Here is an 18,865-nt window from a genome sequence, read left to right as displayed (position 1 = left end):
AGCTTAAGCTTAGAGATGACTAAAATTTGATTTTTTGTGTTGTTTTTATGTGATCTAAGCTAAAAAATAGATTTTGTTGAGAAATATATTTTGCTCTTTTTCGTTTTAATGGTAGGTTTAAAATGTGTCCATTAAATCGGAGTTAGCTAAGCATTATATGACAAGTCACTTTACTTTATCAGAACCCCCGCCCAAACAAAATGTACTTATGAATGGGGGTAATTTATGCTGATTTTTCTTGCTGAATGTTTTATCGGTCTAGCATCAATTGCTCTTACTCACCGTGTATTAACGTTGTACGGTACTAAAAAGAAGTGATGATCCCCGCTAGCTAAAATAAGTAATCAATGATTATTTATAATATAAAGTCCTATATCTATGTATGATGTAGGACTTTTTTCTTTATATTAAAATGCTATTGAAAATAACCTTCAATGAGCTTTATTTTTTCAAAATCCAGTGTATTAGTATATTGATGTAATAATGCCCAAGCTTGAATATAATCATATTTAGCTTTCATCAAATCTTGCTGAGCACGATATAATAACTCTTCAGCATTAAGGACATCTACCATTGTTCGTTGCCCTCCAATATAGCTTTTTTGAGTCGCGTCTAATTGTAACTTAGCAGAGGAAACAGATTGTTCATATGCATTTAGTTTTATATTACTGGTCGTACAAATTTGATATTGATGATGCAACTCTTGTGTAATTTGCTGAATAATAGCATCTCGTTCAAAAGCACTCATTTGATACAATGCCGTAGATTGACGCATGGACGCTGTTGTTTTCCCACCATTAAATAAAGGTAAACTGACATAAAAACCGATATTAGCGGATTGATATTTTTGATTTACCGTATTATTACTATCGGAATTACTATTAGAGTAAGAAGCATAGAGCTGTACCGTTGGAAAAAACTCACCTCTATTTTTTTCGACTTCTTGTTTGGCAATTGCCATTTCATAGCGTGCAGTTTGAATATTGAGATTATTGTGCATTACTTCTATTTCCCAAGCTTCATAATTATTGGGAGTGATGGGTTGTAATATAAAATTTTGGTTATTTAACTTTGCAATATGTTCATCATTAGGAAGGGGAGTACCAATCATTGAACTTAGCTTATTTTTGGCATTTTCTAGTTCAAGTTGAATATCAGTATATTGAGATTGAGTTAAATATAATCGTGTTTGGATTTCTGAAATATCTGTTTTCGTTCCTTCGCCTAATTCAAATAAACGTTGGCTAGAAGTGAGCTGTTTTTTATAAATCTCTTGCTGAGAAAGATTTAATAATAAATTATCTTGTGCGTAGGCTAGTTCAACATAATGGTCAACTAATCTAATCACTAGCTCAGAGAATTTTACTTGATAGCGACTATCTGTTAATAACGTTTGTATAACTGATGATTTGTAATCACTAAATGCGGTGTAATCAAATAGAGGTTGGCTAATAATTGCACTGATAGAGTGACTTTGATAATTTTGATATTCCGTTTTTTGAATATCTCCCTGATGAGTATTAATCGGATAAACTTTACGTTGCCAATTTCGTGGATTATTTTGGTAATTGACATGTACACTAGGAAGTAACTGGGATAACCCAATATTTTCATACTCTTTACCTGCAACTTGTTCTTTTATCGCAGCATTAAAAGTGGGATCGTTTTTTACAGCTAAGAAATAGAGATCAGATAATGAGATAGCAAAAGTGTGAAAACTTAGCATCCATATAAATATAATGGCAGAGAGTTTTTTTATTAGCATCATTATTCTTCCGTCAATGAAGTATGAACTCTATCTAAAACAGGCTTGAAGAGGTAATTGAGTAATGAACGATCACCAGTGTTAATAAATACATCGACAGGCATGCCCGCCTTTAATTTGTTTTTATTACCAACAAGAAGTGTATTATCTTTTACATTAATAAATACCTGATAATAGGGTTCAGTTGTTCTTTCATCGATGAGTCTATCTGCTGAAATTAATGCGACCTCCCCTGGAATTTTAGGTGTTGTATTTTGATTAAAAGCACTAAACATTAAATCAACAGGGAGACCTGGGATCACTTTATCAATTAGGTGAGGTGCTAAGCGTGCTTCAATAATTAATTGATGATCTTGAGGAACGACTTCCATTAACGTTTGGCCCGTTCTAACAACACCACCTTGTGTAAAAACAGATAAATCCATTACGGTTCCTGAAATAGGAGCAGTAATTTGCATGTTAGCCAGTTTGTCCATTTCAATAATGAGTTGTTTTTCAGTTTCACTTATTTGTAATTGAATTTGATTCAGTTCAGTACGTGCTGATTGATAGAAATTAGCATTGCGTTGTAATATTTTCTGTTCATATTCTAGTTTTTGCTTTTCTAAGGTACTTATTTGTCCAAATGTATCATTGAGATGATTATTGTTTTCAGCTAGTTCACGTTCAACCTCTTGAAAACGATGACGAGGAATATAGCCTTCATTTGCAAGAGTACGTAAGTCTTTGATTTGATTTTGTAAACTATTAATTTGATTTTGTTTATTCTGTGTCGATCTTTTTAGATGAACTAAACGATTTGAAATTCCATCAATAATGGCTTTATAGCCATTTATTTCACTATGTAATTCAATATATTTTTCATTTAGTAATCTATTTTGTAATTGCAATAATTGATTTAGGCTTTCTGAAGATGAGTAGTATTTTTCATCAGGATCTAAAATAAATTCTGTTCTTTCATTAAGTTGAGCGTAGAGACGTTGCTGAGTAATAAGTAAATTATCATATTGATCTGATAAGGATTTTACTAAGGCTTTTGATTGAGTAGGGCTTAACTGAATCAGTGTTTGACCTTTAGTTACACTATCACCATTTTTCACTAAAATATCAGTGATAATACCTTCTACAGATGCTTGAACACTTTTTTTATTGCCTGAAATTGAAACGTTACCCGTAGCTGATACACCTTTATCTAAAGGTGCAAATGCAGCCCAAAAAATAAATATAGTTAAACCTAAAAGAATTACAGACCATCCTATTATTAAGAATTTTCTAGGATCATCGGAAATGTTTTTGGTTATATCGATTTCATTTTTTTCTGTGATCATCATTATTTTCTCAATATTAAGAATTACTTTGAGTAATAGGTGTACTTGGTGATGTTGGCGTGTTTTTTATTATTGATGAGTTATTTAATTCAGCAATAACAGCGGTTGTGGAACCGAATAATTTAGAGTGCCCATCAAAAAGAACTAAGAGTTTATTGGTCACGGAGAGCAATTGTTTTTGATGAGTAATTAAAATGACTGTTTTTTTATTTTGCTTGAGCGTTTGAATTGCCTGTATTAATGCCTTAATACCTAAATCATCTAAATTAGAATTAGGTTCATCTAAAACGATTAATGCAGGATTTCCATATAATGCACGAGCTAACGCAATACGTTGTCGTTGTCCACCCGATAAACCTTCACCATGAGCGCCAATAACGGTTTCATAACCTTCAGGAAAACGTAAAATCATTTCATGAACATTGGCCATTGTGGCGGCTTGGATAACTTTTTGTGAGTCTATTTCTGAAAAACGAGCAATATTCTCGGCGATAGTACCTGGAAAAAGAGCTATTTCTTGAGGTAGGTATCCAATATATTGGCCTACTTCATTTTTATTCCATTGATATATATCTGCATTATCAAGACGTATGGAACCTGTTTTAACTTCCCATATACCCACAATAAATTTAGCTAAAGAGGATTTACCTGAAGCACTAGGACCTATCACACCCAACACGTCACCTGGGCTTAGTGAGAAATGAATATTATTTAATAGTGTCCGCTCTGTTTGAGGGTAATGCGCCTGATTAATATTAACGACTAATTCACCTTTAGGTGCAGGTAACGCCATTTTTTTATTTTCTTTAGGATAGGTTTGTAATAATGCCGTCAATCTTTTATAGGCTTCTTTACTGCTATCCCAGTTTTTCCAGACGCCAATAACTTGTTCAATCGGTGCGAGAGCTCGACCTAATAATATGGAGCCTGCAATCATCATTCCTGGGCTAATCGTATTGTCTATTGCAAGCCATCCTCCTAGGCCTAACATCAAGGATTGTAATGCCATACGAGTGACTTTAGTTATTGCATTAACACTCGCAGCATTATCACTTGCATGAGTTTGTGCTTGTAGATATTTAAAATGGGCAATTTGCCATTGGTTACGTAAATGTCCCAGCATACCCATTGCTTCAATGGGTTGTGGATGTTCAAAATGATGCCCCTGTATTATTTGTGCCTGATTAGCAAATTTGTTGGCTTCTTTTAATGATGATCTGGATAAATACTCATTAAGAATAGCTAATGAAAATAAAATGAGTGCACCACAAAATGCAAATAATCCTAACCAAGGGTTAAATAAAGCAATAACGAGAAGATAAATAGGAAACCAAGGTAAGTCAAAAAAGGCAAAAATAGCATGGCTTGTAATAAATTGGCGGATTGTGACTAAATCATTAAAAGCTAAGGAAGAGTCAATTCCCTGTGTTTTATTTAATTTAGCTTGATATGCGGCAGTATAAATACGCGAATTAAGTGATAAATCAAGCTTATTACTCATTCTAATTACAATAATGCTTCTTAAATATTCTAATCCTCCCATAAAAATAAAGAGAGCTAACATAATAAGAGTTAGCATCAATAATGTCATTTCATTACCAGAAGGTAATACGCGATCATAAACTTGCAACATATAGATTGAAGGAACTAGCATTAAAATATTTATTAGCGCTGTAAATATACCAATAGAAAGAAACACTTTCTTTCTTTCTTTTATAATACTGGTTATTTCATTGTTATGTTTTCTTTCTGGCATAATGTTATTCCTGATTTTATTTTTATCTACTTGTTTATACTTGTGATTTTTTATCTATACGCATGATAATTTATATTTATTTTTTTTAAAAAATATAAAAATAACTCCATGTAAGTAAAAAAGAGGGCAGGAGAATACTATTTCTCCTACCCAATAAATCACGACTTAAACAATAAAATCAGTTTCGTAATTAACAAATCCTACAATATCAATTTTGAAATCAGCGCTAGAGTCATAACCATAAGCATTAATAGCGAGTTCACTTGAGTTTGTTGATTGATTATATTTTATGGTTGCCTCACCTGAGTGACCTGTAAATTTATCAACAAAATTAAGGAATTTATGGCTGAAGGTATTTTCGATTAGCTCTGATAGATCAATCTTATCAATGCCTGATTTGAAATCCATTATCTTGTCCGCGGCTGAGACTAGAGAGTCGGAGATTTCTTTATAGACAAAGGTATTGCTACCTGTACCGCCCCATAATGTATCTTGGCCGCCACCGCCGATGAGAATATTATCAGCATCATTTCCATAGATAATATCATTACCAGAGCCACCGATTGCGTTTTCTATTGTAACGCCTTGGGCAATAGAAACGTTTTTCTGTAGTCCGCCAACATCAGAGAAATGACCCTCACGTAAATCAATCACTTGATCTTGATAATATCCTGAGAAGTCAAATGTATCGTTACCACCACTGTCCCAAACGGAGAATATTAATTTATCGTTACTGCTTGTTGCAGTGTAATAATCAATACCCGTATTTGAGTTGAAGCCGTAAACATCATCACCTGTTCTGGTTGTTGTATTTGCACCATAGAGGTATTGCATTGCTGAAATATCATGAAGTAAAGGAGCACCAGCATAAGCACCTTGGAAGTGTGCACCAGTTTCATATTCATCCCAATAACTCATTACAGTATATTGGCGACTATCTTCAGCATAATCAGATTTTAAATAACCCGGTACGTTTTCTCCTGCGTTATAATCTCCAGGATGCATTAAACCAAGTGCATGACCAATTTCATGAATAATAGTTAAGCGACCATAATTTCCTAATTCAGGCGTTGTATTACCCGCATAATAATAATCACTAAACCAAGCTTGGCCTGAAACATCACGCCCATAATAATCATGAGTGTTTGGTAATGTTGCATAAGCTTGGAAATTGCCATATGGATCAGTAATGTTCCCAAAAGTAATGTCTGATTTTACATTTGGCCCTACTTCTGTAAATTTAATATTTGCGATATCAGACCATGCATCTAAAGATTGTCTTGCATGTTCTTTCTGGGTTGAATTAAATCCATAGGGATTTTTATCACCAAAATCATTAAACTTTTTACCCGCCCAAGTTGGGAATGAATACGTCACTTCAGCCGCTTTTCCAATAACATATTTTCCATTCCATGTGGAATTTTCGCGTGCAATATGTTTTCCTGCGGTATCATAATCAAAAGAAGGTAGAGTTTTAGTTGAAAAATTATAAAAAATTCCACTTTTATCTAATAAATCAGAAATATTAGATAATCCAGCTGCTTTTTTTAATAAAGAAGAACCCATAATATCCTCCGGATATCAAGTTTAGCTTAAGTTTATTTTCATGTTGAAAATAGTTTATTATCTGGCGAGCGCCAGCGATAATAAAGATAGCTATTTATTGATATTAATCTAGAGGGGGAAAATATGTTTTTAAATAATTGTGAAGTGAGGTGTGTTTTAAGTCAGAATAATTTAAATAAGTAAATAGAATTAAAGTTACTTTTCCGGATGGTATTTTTTTCATTGTTATTATTTTTTTTGTTATCTCTATTTAAAAAATGAATATAACTTAAATTCTATAATTTAGTCATCTAAGTTATATCATTAAGTTATTTACAGGTTGAATATTTCATTAAAAGAAAAATTTCCAATAAGATCTATAGTGTGAAAAAATTTTGTAGATTGGGTTTCTTTTACAATGAATAGATGAGTGGTATTATTTGTATTGTGATAATTACTTGATATTACAACATTATTGTTTTTAATAAAATCTTTAATATTAAAGACATCCTTATTATTATCAGTAAAGAATATAAAATCCTCGTCTTTATCAAAGTCCATAATTTTATTATGGCTACTAGTATTATTAAGATTTATGATAAATATGTCTTTTCCTTTACCACCGCTGAGTTGGTTATATCCATTGCCTGCCCAGAGGATATCTTTTCCATCAGAACCGTACAGAATGTCATCTCCTTCACCACCATAAAGCCAATCGCTTCCTTTTCCACCATAAAGTACATCATTGCCACTATCACCATAAATCATATCGTTGCCATCGTTACCATAAAGATAATTATTAGCACTGTTACCAAGAATAATATCATTATTACTACCACCAATAGCATTTTCAATGACAGTACCATAAGCGATAGATACGTTACCTCGTAATCCTCCTATATCAGAAAAAGCGCCTTCATTTAAATCTATCTTCTGTTTTTTAGTATATTTATGAAAATTAAGGGTATCAATTCCTCCTGCATCCCATATACAACTGATGATAATATCATCTGGCGAATTTAAACTATAAAAGTCTCTTTGTGTGTTAGAATCAAAACCATAAATAGTATCATCATTTCTCGTAGTCATATTAGCTCCATAGAATTTTTGGATGATATATATATCGATTAATAATGGAGACATAGGAAAAAATCCATTAAAATTAGCATCTTCTATTTTTGGATATCGGTATGCCATTACTGAATATTTGAAACTATTTTCTTCAATATCAGGATCATTTGAATTATTATTAAAGATATGAGGTAAACCTAGAGCATGTGCTGTTTCATGTATATAATTTTTAGTTTCTCCATTTCCTTTTTCTAATGTTATTGATTGATTATTTATATGCCCATCCATATTTGTATTTTTATATAAATTAATATATAAATCTGTTTCTATAAAATAATATTTTATATTGTCTGATAGTTTCTTAAATAAATTTACTTTGTATTTCTGCTCTTCAGTCATATCATTTTTATTAAATTTTTTGATAAGTACTGTTGAAGATATATTGATCCAAACTTGCCCACTATTACTGTAATCAGTAATCTTCTCTATTCTTTTATTTTGTTTTATATTATTAACCGGATATGTTGCAACTCCACTGACTAAGTGAGAAGTATCTTTTGTTATTTCATTTACATTATTATAAACACCAAATTTAATATTAGTATCATAGTTATTTTCTTTTTTTATGAATTTAATATTTGCGACATCTGACCATTGTTGTAACGTTTTTTCTGCAATATTTTGTTGTGACTTATTTAATGTGGTGAGAGTTTTATATTCTTTTCCTCTTAGCTTACTCCAATCAGGAAAACTATATGATATTTCTGTAAAAATATCTTCTTTATTTTTTTTACTCCATCTTTTAAAAGGTGATTTGGTTTTTATTACATCAATAATAATACCTACTCCAGGTGAATATTTATGATGAGACATTTTACTTCCTTTTTAAAAATCTATTTTTGTATATATATACTATATGCTAGTCATTATTTTTCTTTTAAAAAAAGAAGTAATTCAACATGTGTTAAATTTAAAATTTAACTGTAAATGAAAATGATAATAAATCTTTTATAGATTTATTATCATTAATATAAGGTAGTAAGTGATTTATGATAATTATCAGTAAGCTATTTTTTTATTCTCTTTAAATGCAAATACAAAGATAATGGCTAATATTAATGTATATGATGCAAAAATTAACCAAATAGATTGCCAATCTTTCATTCCATTTATTGTAAAATGATCTACCACCATGCCACTTAAAATAGAACCCGCGTACGCACCGACGCCATTTACCATGGTCATAAATAACCCTTGAGCACTAGCTCTTATTTCAGGTTTAACTTCATTTTCTATATAAATAGACCCTGAAATATTAAAGAAATCAAACGCACAACCATAAACAATCATTGAAAGCATTAGCAATACAAAACCCCAAGGTGAAGGATCACCATATGCAAATAATCCAAAACGTAAAGTCCATGCAACCATACTAATTAGCATGACCTTTTTAATACCAAAGCGTTTTAGGAAGAAGGGAATAGCTAAGATAAAAGCGACTTCAGCCATTTGTGATACGGATAATAAAATTGATGGGTATTGTACAATTAAACTATCTGCAAATTCAGGATTTTTAGCAAAATCGTGAATAAATGGGCTGCCGAAGGTATTTGTAATTTGAAGCACAGCACCTAATAACATTGCAAATAAAAAGAATATTGCCATGACAGGTTTTTTAAATAAGACAAATGCATCTAATCCTAAACGGGAAGCCCAAGATGTCGATTGTTTATGCTGTACTGTTGGAATTTTAGGTAAACAGAATGAGTAGAGTGCTAAGCAAAGCGATGCAACGGATGCAATATATAATTGAGTATTGCTAAGCTCTAATCTAAATAAGCTGACACACCACATTGCAATAATAAAGCCTATCGTACCAAATACACGAATAGGGGGAAAATGAGCAACTGAATCTAGTTTATGTTTATTTAAGCAAAAATAGCCAATGGAGTTTGAAAGTGCAATGGTTGGCATAAATGCTAATGCATTAATAAACATGACCCAAAACATAATAGTTGGATCAGTGACTGAAGCCGCAAAGAATAAAGCAGTAGCACAAATAAGATGACAAATAATATATAAGCGATTTGCAGGAATAAATTTATCGGCAATGATGCCTAATAAACCAGGCATAATTAGGGCAGCAATACCTTTAGATCCATAAACCAATCCAACTTCAATTCCAGTGAAATTCAATGTTTGCATCATGTATGCACCCAGGGTAATTAACCAACTTCCCCAGATAAAATATTGCATAAACATCATGCCTTTGAGCTGTATTTTTATACCCATAACAATCTCCACTGTTGGGGATATTGATTTAAGTGGATCATAGGCAGCTATCTATGATCCATTTTTTCTTTTATTGATAAAAAGTTATAAGCGAGCGATCACTTCGCTGATAAGTTTTAAAAAGGTAGATTTTACGCGTTCTGCGGTTTCAATGACTTCATCATGGCTAAGAGGTTGTTCTAAAATGCCACAGGCCATATTGGTTAAGCATGAAATACCAATGGTATCAATGCCTGAATGGCGAGCAATGAGTGCTTCTGGAACCGTTGACATGCCCACAGCATCGGCACCTAATGTTCTTATCATGCGAATTTCTGCTGGTGTTTCGTAAGTTGGACCTGTCCACCATGCATAGACACCTTGACGTAAGGTAATGTCTTGTTCTTTAGCTGTATCAATAACAATTTGGCGCATTGTTTTATTATAAACTTGACTAACATCTAGAAAACGAACACCAAGATCAGGATTATTTGGTCCAATAAGTGGGTTATTAGCAGTGAGGTTAATGTGATCTGTAATTAGCATGAGATCGCCCGGATTAAATTCAGTATTTACTGCACCACATGCGTTAGTGATAATCAGTTTTTCAACTCCCAGTGCTTTCATTACACGAACAGGGAAGGTGACTTCATCGAGTGAGACACCTTCGTAGTAATGAAAACGACCTTTCATAGCTACAACTGTTTTTCCTGCAATTTTACCAATTACTAATTCATTAGCATGCCCCACGGCACCAGATGCGGCAAAATAAGGAATGGTGTGGTAAGGAATATGTACAGCATCTTCTAATGTATCGGCAAAAGAGCCTAAACCTGATCCTAAAATGATCCCAACCGTTGGTTTTTGTGTTGTTTTAGATTGAACAAATTCTTTTGCTTTATTGATTTCGGAAACCTGATGCATGGCTTTCTCCTGTATAAACCGTAAACCGTCATTACATTTTAAATAGTGGTTGAGAATACTTTGCCTGATAAACAGAAATGAACAACTCTCTTTTTCTCATTTTGAGATTAAGATCATGTTGTTTGTTTTGATTAAGGAACTATTGCTTTTTTTACAGTAAGATAGCGGTATTCTTCTCTTTTGCTACCCAATAATTAAATAAAGGAAGTCGCTATGCTATTGAAAAATTTAAAAGAACTTCAGTCTTCTAAGACTTCAAAAGCATTGAAACTTAAAAGTCTTTATAAATTAGTGGCAGAAAATGGTCCGATAAAAACAGAAACATTAACCGAATTAGCACAAATGAAGCCTGCGACTTGTGCTCGATTATTGGATGAATTAAATGCTCTTCAATTAATTACAACTGCAGAATTAGGGGAGTCAACCGGTGGACGAAAACCTATTTTGTATAATATTAATACAGAAGGTGTGTTTTTAGTTGGTATTGAATTAAGTAAAGTCTATTCAACGATTGTTTTAATGGATTTAAAGCTCAATATGCTGGACAAAATTAAAATATCACCAGAGCCTTACTTATCTGCATATGAAATGACAGAAAAGCTATTACCTAAAGTTGATGCCTTATTATTAAAAAATAAAATCAGCTATGAAAAAGTTTTAGGATTAGGTATTTCTATTGAGCATGTTGTCGAACATCAATTGGCTTCAAAATCCCTTGATGAAGAATTTTGTGAATTAGAAACGTTATTACGTAAAAAAGTTCCTACTTACGTTACCGTAGGAAGCGGCGTCCATTTTGCCGCTTTAGCCGAATATCGTTTATATTATCGCCAAAAAACACAACGATTTTTATTTACCTCTTGTGATACCGAAGTAAGAGGATGTGCCATTATTGGTAATCAGTTTCTAACTGATACCTCAGCAACGATGAACTGTTTTGGTCATATGACGATTGATGTAAAAGGGCCATTGTGTGAATGTGGCTCTTATGGTTGTTTAAATACATTGTGTTCTTTAGATGCCATAAAAAATAATATCATTCATCAAATAAGACGAGGAAAGCATTCTCTATTAACTTCTCTGGTAAGTACTGATGATGAAATTAACTATCACACTATTTTTCAAGCAATAGAAATGCGAGATCCTTTATGCATTGATGCATTAGAAGAAGCCGCTTATTACTACGGGCTTGCTATTGCAAATACGATTTTAATACTCCGACCTGATATTGTTGTTTGTGGTGGAACATTAATACCTAAATATACGTTTTTTGATACCGTTAAAAAAACGATTGAAACTAAACTCGCACTTTTCCCAAATATAAAAACAGATGTTTATTCAGCAAGTCATGCCTATGAAATAGTTTCTCAAGGCGCTGGTGCTATGGTATTAGAGCATTTAGTTAATTAAATAATGAAAAAGGCGCTGCAATATCAATTACAACGCCTTTTCGTTTTTTATTGTTGTTTGTTTTTACTGCTTTAACCCTGGTGAGGTTACCTGCTAGGAGACAGGTTTATTGATATAGACTAACTTTTTACTGCAAACTTTTTTTATTTACCTCATTGTGAGGAAGGTGATTCTTTTTATTTTTGGTTTAATTTAAACTATCTGAACTAACATCTTATTGTTGTGCCGTTACTTTACCCTGGTACTTTGTGCATTTGGGAGCCAATTATAAATATGCCTTACATACCTAGAGAAAAAATAGATTATCAAGCCATTGGCTATCGCTTGCGTGCTTATCGCATAGCCTCTTCATTAAAAGCGGAAGATGTCGCAGAAAGCCTGGGTATTTCTCGCGCTGCTGTATATCGGTTAGAAAAAGGCGAAATTGTTAAAATTGAGACGCTTGACAATCTTGCTCGATTATTAAATACCTCGTTAACGAGTTTATTGGGTATTAATACGGAATATTATTCAAGTGCAAATGGCTTTTTTGAACGAATGCGCCAACTTGAATCTCAATCTTCACATATTTACACCCACTTCGAACCTTTCTCTTACTTATTAACTTCAGATTGTTATGATAAAACATTGGTTGAAATGCTAACAGAAGCATCGCCTGTAAATCTTTTATCTGAAAAACAACAAGAAGTTTTGTCTATTTTAAAAGAGCGTAAGAAACATCAGTCCTTACATTCACCTCATATTTATAACCTTATTAGCCAACAGCAAATTGAAAAATTTCTTTATGTTGGTATGTTAGGTTCCGTTAATTTAACGAAAACATTGCAACAAGAAAGAAAACAGCGAGCAAAAAGCGAAATTCTTCATTTAATTGAAAAGCTAGAGCAAAAAAATAATTATCTTAATATTGCAATTATTTCAGATACTATGCCGTCTTTAACTTTCCAATTGTTTTATCAAGATAAAGTACCTCTTTCTTTAGCCGTTAGCCCGTTCCGTTTAGGTGAATTTCCTAATGTCAGTACGGGCATTGCCACCGTAACTTCTTCAACTGAGGCGATATTTCAATATCAATCTCTCTTTGATAAATTATGGTTAAAAGCGACCAAAGGGGATGATGCAATTAACCTTTTAAAACAAATAGTCAGTCATTATTGATTTGCTAATGTGCCTAGTGTTTCTGCTAATAAATCTGCAGCGACAGCAATATCACTAAACTCGGTAAATTCATCAGGATGATGACTAATACCGGCAACTGAAGGTGTAAAGATCATCGCAGTTGGATAAAGTGACGCCATATTCATTGAATCGTGGCCTGCACCGCTTAACATTGTCATATAGTCGATATTGTGTTTTTGGCACAAATTTTCAATAACTTGGCAAATTGAATCATCTAATTTTACTGGCGATTCAGCAGAAATTGGTTGAACATCAATAGCAACACCAAAATCTTTTTCTGCTTTTTCAACACTGTTATTTAAACGTTGTACAACACGCTGAATACTTTCAGTATCAATACCACGAATATCAACAGAGAATTTTACTTGCCCTGGAATGACGTTCATGGAGTTCGGAACAACGTTGAGTTTACCCACTGTACCTACAGTGCCATAAACGGCTTCAGTACATGCTGCACGGTTGATATCGGTAATAATCCCCGCACTTGCCACTAACGCATCTTGACGTTGATACATCGGAGTTGCACCAGAGTGATCCGCATGACCATTAACAGTGACTGAAAAACGTGTCGGTGCTGCAATACCATTAACAATACCTATGGTTTTCTTGTCATTTTCGAGGCGTTTACCTTGTTCAATATGAAGCTCAACAAAAGCACTATAACGATCCTCTTTGACTAAACAACTATCCAAATTATCGTGCTGATAACCTAATAACTTCAAAACGTCAAAGAAGTTATTGCCATCATCATCTCTATTTTGTTCCCAGCGTGTTCTATCTATTTTTCCTGTTAATACTTTACTGCCAATACATGAAAAGCCAAAACGACTAGATTCTTCCGCACGGAACACAACGAGTTCAAGATCACGTTTAAGCTGTTGTGGCTTGTATTGCATTAAAGCATAAAAGCCCGCAATCACACCTAAAGCGCCATCATAAGCACCACCTTGAGGCACAGTGTCGAGGTGAGAGCCTGTTCCTACTGCGGGTAATGAGCGATCTTTACCTGGTAAACGTGCATAAAGAGTTCCAATACCATCACGATAAACTTCAAGGCCCGCTTCTTTCATTAAACCCGCAAGATACAAGTGTGCGGCTTCATCTTCTTCACCATAGGCAATACGTGTGATCCCTTTGCCACTGTTGTCTTTTTTATAAATTTGCATTGTTTCAATTAATGTTTTCATATCATCAATTGAGTAATAAATTGCTGTATCTTGTTGATTCATAAGAGAATTCTCCCGTGGTTTCAGTAATATCTCTTTGTCTAAAAAATGAGACAATTTAAGGATTAAAAAAGCCATCTTCAAAGATGGTCACTGTTTTTATAATCATTGCTTATTATATTTACTGCTGTAGCTATATTTCGTCAATGACAATTAAGGTGAATTTCATATTTTGTGAGGTAGGTATTAATTAAAAGGAGATATATATATGGAGTATTTCTTAAATGAACCTAATTTGTATGATAAATGTTATAAAAGCGATCTTTTTTATTTTAAATATATAAAAACTTATATGTTTAAAATTTCAAATAAAAAAAGAATTAGTATTAATATTGCTTCTTTACTTTCATTAGGGTTCTAAAAATAATAAAAATATCAATGTATTACTGTATTCTGTTGCCACTTTTATTTTATATAATAGAAATCTTTATTTTCTGTATAAAAGGAGAGTTAGAATTTATTTGCCAATAAAATATTGATGTTTAAGTTTATTTTTATTTTTATTTAAATAATAATATTAAAAATAATCCAATATACCGTTGAGCATTTATCTCATTATCGTATATGAAAATATATGATATCAATTTTTATTTATATAATAAATATTTTATTTATGGTAAAATTACAGATTGAATACCACTAATGGGTTGGGTAACTAATTGAAAAATAATATAATAAGGATTATTTTAGATTGGATAGAAAAAAACATAAACAGTCCATTATCTCAAGATGATGTAATAAATAAGTCTGGGTATAGCAAAAGACATTTTCAAGATATTTTTTATAATGAAACGGGAAATACGATTGCTCGATATATTTTACTTAGGCGATTATCACTATCTGCAACCTTATTAAGATTAACAAGCTTATCTATATTGGAAATATCTGTTAATTATCAATTTAATTCTCAGCAAAGTTTTTCTAGAGCTTTTAAACGTCACTTTAAAGTGACTCCTATTGTTTATAGAAAAGATGCATATTGGGATTTTACATATTATCTTCCTCAGTATAATTATTTTGACTTTAAAAAATTAGAATCTAAAAAAGTTTTTATTGATATTGCTTTTAAAAAAAGTAAAGAGAAATTTTTTCATGTTAATATTCCTTTTGAGCTAACTGCATTAATATCAAGAACAGGAATGGGATTTAAAAATAAAGATGGAATAATTAAATTAAAAAATCTCATTAAAATGAACCAATATGAATATTTAAATATATATTATCGTTATGAAAAATCGCCATTCACTAAAAATATCTTAACTGTTTTTGACTATTATGAAAGTATGCATGCAATCGACTCTATTTTTTCTGAAAATGGAGATAAATATTATAAGTTTTCATTTTATGGTACCTGGGATGAATATTTAAACCTATCAAACGTAATCTATTCTAGAGAGCTTTCTAAATTGAAAGCTAAAAAGAGAAACGGATACGATATTGAAATATTTAACATTAAAGATATGAAGAGTAATAACAATATATGTTCATTAGATTATTTTATCCCAATTCTATGATTTTTTAATAATTTTTTAGGTGTTGATTTGTAATATTCTTTGAATTTTTTTATAAAATATGAGGTTGTTTTATAACCTAATTTATTTGAAATAGTATTGATGTTTAGATTTGTCGTTGTTAATAAATTTATTGCGTGCTCCATTCTTGTTTTTGTTAATATTCTTGTAAAGCTTGTTTTTTCTGTCTCTAGTTTTTTTCTGAGAGATGATGTTCCAATGTATAGCCTTTTACTAATGTCTTTTATTGTCCATTCATAACTTAAATCCTCACTAATAATATTAATTATTTTTTCTGTATATGAGGAGTTATACATCTCATATATAAAACTCATAATATTTATTTCTAATCCACTTAATAGATATGCCAATTTTAATATATGGCTATGCTCTATTTTTTCAGATGTAATAATTTCGTTGTTAAATTTACTTTTCAATTTATTAAATAGCAAGATATCTTCTGGTTGTGCTTTTTTTATTAAAATATTATTTTCAATGCTGTTTTTGTTTTCTTTTATTTTAAGATGATTAGAGGCAAGGTTTATTTTTAATGCATCTCTAAGCGTATCACAAGATAAATAAATCAAAGTAGGTTTGTTTATATTCGAAAAATACACATCAAATTTTATATCTTTTGATATTAAAGCAATACTATTTTTATCTATTGTTTTTTTTAGGCTATTAGTTTCTATTCGTATCTCACTATCTTTTGTTAAGAGCATAATGTAGTTTGATAGAGTTAAGTTTTTTAAATGAAAATAAGAATTTTCCATATAAATAGACTCACTTTAATCTGGGTTTTATGAATAAAATAGTAATTAAAATTATTAATAATCAGTCTATGATTTTATTTTTATAAATGAAATTGTATTTATTACCATGTGATTAATAGTAATACTTTTTTATCTTTTAGTGTTATTTTTCATTGGAATCATCATGTTCAAAGACTAATGACGATATTTAATTTTATGCGCGTAAGTATAACGTTTCTCATACGAATGGATTTTAACATTTTTGGCAATTTAATTAAGTTTTATGGTTGTTTTTATTTTTTTCTTCGATTGTATTTTATTGATAAATACCAAATTTATCATTTTGTGTTATTTATTTATTTCTTTGTTTGATTTGAGGCGTGATGCTAAATGATACACTGAACTTAAGTAAAATTATTTCTGTAATGTTTTTATCTCCATCCCTTATATCGGGCAGGAGTTAAGGTGCATAGATTGAATATTAATTATGTAATAGGAAGTGAGGTTAAAGCTATAAGGAAGGCGAGGTGTCTGACTGGGCTTAATATGTCAAAGAAGATGAATATAAGTCAACAGCATTATTCTCGCCTTGAACGAGGAGACGTTAAATGGTGTGTTTCTACATTAGTAGAAGTTTGCTTTATTTTAAACATTTCTATACTTCACTTTATAAAAATATTAGATAGCAAAAAGAAAATAATTATTGATTGTAATTGTGATTACGTTTGTAAAGAAGAAATAATGTAAGGAGAATAAAGAACAAATTAATTTCGTAACTTATTGTTAAAAAATGTTTTTAAATAGGTAGGTGCTTCTCTATACATGTATAGAAGTTCTATTTTAACGCTAGGTAATTATTATGAGATTTATTTTTTCTGAAAAAAATTCAGATACACAAGTGCAGTTAAATCCTAATGTAAAGCACACCGTAACTGCAAAACCAAATGAAGTTTATCAATTAATTGATACTGAAACCAATCTTTCACCATTAGATATTAAAGCAACTCGTAAATCGGATGATCTTATTTTATCGAGTAAAGAACAAGAACTTGAAGTTGTCATTAAAGACTTCTGGGAGGAGTGCAAACCAGGAGAAGAGCAGTGTTATGCAACTTTAAATGTATTAGATCAAAATGGGGTAATGGGGGAAGTCACTCTTACTCAAGATGGTCCTGTTTTAGAGCATTTAGTTGCTGGTGAAACAGGGACTCTTTCTGATAACGAGGATGGAATCGGCCTATTTTTATGGGTTGCTGGTTCTATCGGCAGTGCATTAGCAATCTTTTTAGCTAATAGAAATCATGGTGGTGACAATAAAGGTGATGAGGCTGATGTTACTGCGCCAAGTAAACCAGGATTAACCGCTGAAGATGACGGTTCTGTTTCTATTGATTTACCAAAAGATGCAAACAAAGGTGATTCTGTAGATGTTACTTTTGAGGATGAAGAGGGGAACTCAAATACTGTCACATTAGAGAAAGGTGATAATGGCTGGACATCGAGTAATCCAGACTTAATTCCTGATACAGATAACGATAAAGTCACGATTCCTAATGACAAGATAAAAGATAATAGTGATGTTACTGCAAGTGCGAAAGATCCAAGTGGTAATAAAAGTGATGAAGTTACTGTAACTGCAAAACCAGATCCTGTAACGGATATGCCTATTTTAAGTATTCCTGAAGTGGCTGATGGTTATGCGAATGCTGATGAACTGAAAGATGGTTTACAAGCTGAGGTGACACTGCCTGCAGGTACTGTAGAAGGCGCTGAAATTACGCTAACAATTACTCGTCCGGATAAATCCACTGAAACGGTTACACATACTGTCACTAAAGATGAAGCGACAGTGGGTAAAGTATCAATAGATATTCCGAAAGACGCGGTACAAAACGGTCAAAACAGTGTTGATGTTAGCTTAACGCAAGGCAGTAACCCAGCCAAACCAGGGAATAAAGTTGAATTTGCCGTTGATGGACAAATTCCAGGTGATACGGATGGTGACGGTGTGGTAGATACAACACCTGTGGTCACAATTCCTGAAGCGACTAACGGCGTAAATGCTGAAGAGCTAAAAGACGGTGTACAAACTGAAGTCACTGTGCCGGGAGGTAGTGCTGAAGGTGA

General features: G+C 32.0%; 12 protein-coding genes and 1 pseudogene. 4 read left to right on the top strand and 9 right to left on the bottom strand.

The features are described 5' to 3' along the window. Positions 1 to 415 precede the first annotated feature (415 nt). The 7 genes from GWJ05_RS04555 to GWJ05_RS04525 all read right to left on the bottom strand — a co-directional run bounded on the left by GWJ05_RS04555 (position 416) and on the right by GWJ05_RS04525 (position 10,660). Entirely contained in the window at positions 416 to 1,768 is a 1,353-nt protein-coding gene (locus tag GWJ05_RS04555) for a TolC family outer membrane protein (protein WP_161681114.1), read from the bottom strand. Further along, positions 1,768 to 3,096: an HlyD family type I secretion periplasmic adaptor subunit gene (locus tag GWJ05_RS04550; RefSeq protein ID WP_226905401.1), complete on the bottom strand. Its 1,329-nt coding sequence runs from the start codon at positions 3,094 to 3,096 to the stop codon at positions 1,768 to 1,770. The genes GWJ05_RS04555 and GWJ05_RS04550 overlap by 1 nt, the downstream gene beginning before the upstream one ends. A gap of 13 nt (positions 3,097 to 3,109) precedes the next feature. After that, the gene (locus GWJ05_RS04545; RefSeq protein ID WP_087803032.1) at positions 3,110 to 4,849 is read right to left on the bottom strand and encodes a type I secretion system permease/ATPase; all 1,740 of its coding nucleotides are present in this window, start codon (positions 4,847 to 4,849) and stop codon (positions 3,110 to 3,112) included. A 165-nt stretch (positions 4,850 to 5,014) separates the two neighbouring features. Then, on the bottom strand, positions 5,015 to 6,415 hold the full coding sequence (locus GWJ05_RS04540) for a serralysin family metalloprotease (protein WP_103005068.1): 1,401 nt from the start codon (positions 6,413 to 6,415) through the stop codon (positions 5,015 to 5,017). A 312-nt stretch (positions 6,416 to 6,727) separates the two neighbouring features. Continuing rightward, positions 6,728 to 8,338, bottom strand: a complete 1,611-nt coding sequence (locus tag GWJ05_RS04535; RefSeq protein ID WP_161681112.1) for a M10 family metallopeptidase C-terminal domain-containing protein — start codon at positions 8,336 to 8,338, stop codon at positions 6,728 to 6,730. Between the two features lie 186 nt (positions 8,339 to 8,524). After that, positions 8,525 to 9,757 (bottom strand): nucleoside permease, encoded by a 1,233-nt coding sequence (locus tag GWJ05_RS04530; protein ID WP_036932663.1) that lies wholly within the window; start codon positions 9,755 to 9,757, stop codon positions 8,525 to 8,527. Positions 9,758 to 9,841: 84 nt separating this feature from the next. After that, positions 9,842 to 10,660 carry a purine-nucleoside phosphorylase gene (locus GWJ05_RS04525; protein ID WP_036932662.1) on the bottom strand — a complete coding sequence of 273 codons (819 nt, stop codon included), beginning with the start codon at positions 10,658 to 10,660 and terminating at the stop codon, positions 9,842 to 9,844. Between the two features lie 213 nt (positions 10,661 to 10,873). On the opposite strand from GWJ05_RS04525, the gene GWJ05_RS04520 reads away from it, so the two are divergent. Both GWJ05_RS04520 and GWJ05_RS04515 read left to right on the top strand, forming a co-directional pair. Then, on the top strand, positions 10,874 to 12,070 hold the full coding sequence (locus tag GWJ05_RS04520) for an ROK family protein (protein ID WP_036932661.1): 1,197 nt from the start codon (positions 10,874 to 10,876) through the stop codon (positions 12,068 to 12,070). A 273-nt stretch (positions 12,071 to 12,343) separates the two neighbouring features. Continuing rightward, positions 12,344 to 13,228 carry a helix-turn-helix domain-containing protein gene (locus tag GWJ05_RS04515; RefSeq protein WP_036932660.1) on the top strand — a complete coding sequence of 295 codons (885 nt, stop codon included), beginning with the start codon at positions 12,344 to 12,346 and terminating at the stop codon, positions 13,226 to 13,228. Here the strand turns inward: GWJ05_RS04515 and GWJ05_RS04510 are convergent. Then, positions 13,222 to 14,478, bottom strand: coding sequence for a Zn-dependent hydrolase (locus GWJ05_RS04510; RefSeq protein ID WP_161681110.1), 1,257 nt, complete (start codon positions 14,476 to 14,478; stop codon positions 13,222 to 13,224). The two genes, GWJ05_RS04515 and GWJ05_RS04510, sit on opposite strands and share 7 nt — an antisense overlap. 656 nt (positions 14,479 to 15,134) lie before the next feature. Between GWJ05_RS04510 and GWJ05_RS04505 the strand changes: the two genes are divergently transcribed. Then, positions 15,135 to 15,989, top strand: a complete 855-nt coding sequence (locus GWJ05_RS04505) for a helix-turn-helix domain-containing protein (protein WP_036932657.1) — start codon at positions 15,135 to 15,137, stop codon at positions 15,987 to 15,989. On the opposite strand, the gene GWJ05_RS04500 is transcribed toward GWJ05_RS04505, so the two are convergent. Then, on the bottom strand, positions 15,968 to 16,759 hold the full coding sequence (locus tag GWJ05_RS04500; protein ID WP_036932656.1) for a helix-turn-helix domain-containing protein: 792 nt from the start codon (positions 16,757 to 16,759) through the stop codon (positions 15,968 to 15,970). The genes GWJ05_RS04505 and GWJ05_RS04500 overlap by 22 nt on opposite strands. A gap of 838 nt (positions 16,760 to 17,597) precedes the next feature. Between GWJ05_RS04500 and GWJ05_RS18405 the strand changes: the two are divergent. Continuing rightward, positions 17,598 to 18,865, top strand: a pseudogene (locus GWJ05_RS18405) (beta strand repeat-containing protein); the annotation flags it as partial.

Origin of the sequence: Proteus sp. G2626, from assembly GCF_009915985.1 — a bacterium.
In the GTDB taxonomy this organism is placed as follows: domain Bacteria; phylum Pseudomonadota; class Gammaproteobacteria; order Enterobacterales; family Enterobacteriaceae; genus Proteus; species Proteus vulgaris.
Note: the sequence above shows the minus strand (reverse complement) of the source record. Positions and strands in the feature narration are given on the sequence as shown.